This window comes from Paraburkholderia sp. BR10923 (genome assembly GCF_040948765.1).
In the GTDB taxonomy this organism is placed as follows: domain Bacteria; phylum Pseudomonadota; class Gammaproteobacteria; order Burkholderiales; family Burkholderiaceae; genus Paraburkholderia; species Paraburkholderia youngii.
This window is the reverse complement of sequence record NZ_JBFPKO010000158.1, coordinates 1-524: the sequence shown is the minus strand read 5'-3', so window position 1 is coordinate 524 and position 524 is coordinate 1. Positions and strand designations below refer to the sequence as shown.

The window sequence follows — 524 nt, the reverse complement described above, 5'->3', positions numbered from 1 at the left end:
TGAGTCTGCTACGTTCAGCGCAACTGAATGGGCACGAACCACATGCCTATCTGAAGGACGTCCTGACGCGACTGCCAACCCACAAGGCCAGCGATATCTCAACATTGCTGCCTCATCGCTGGCAGCCCGCGGATCCTATCCGCTAGTTCAATTCGTCAAGACGGGTTTGCCGGCCGCTTACGCCCATCGCAACCCTGATCAAGATTGTGCGGGGTCTCGCCCGATGAGCCTTCTGATGCTGCCGTCGGCTGTTGGCCTGCCGTCCGGATCCCGAGTGTGGCTGGCCGCGGGAGTCACCGACATGCGAGCCGGATTCAACAGTCTCGCCGCCAAGGTGCAAACCGTGCTTGTACGAGATCCGTTCTGCGGGCACGTCTTCGTGTTTCGGGGCAAACGCGGGAGTCTCGTGACATAGTGCATCCTTTGGTTAGAAGCCCGGCAACTTGAGTGACTTCTCTGCTTCCTGTCGGGCCTTGAAGTGAGGCGGTCGCCTTTCCTTAATAGCCCGTACACCTTCCCTGACG

Annotated in this window: 2 protein-coding genes; both read left to right on the top strand. The window is 59.2% G+C overall.

Annotated features, from left to right (window positions below; translation table 11 throughout):
- A partial coding sequence (locus tag AB3X94_RS41895; RefSeq protein WP_368614477.1) for a transposase domain-containing protein occupies positions 1 to 146 on the top strand: 146 nt, incomplete at its 5' end.
- Positions 147 to 223: 77 nt separating this feature from the next.
- On the top strand, positions 224 to 415 hold the full coding sequence (gene tnpB, locus AB3X94_RS41890; protein ID WP_368614476.1) for an IS66 family insertion sequence element accessory protein TnpB: 192 nt from the start codon (positions 224 to 226) through the stop codon (positions 413 to 415).
- The last annotated feature ends 109 nt before the right edge of the window (positions 416 to 524 follow it).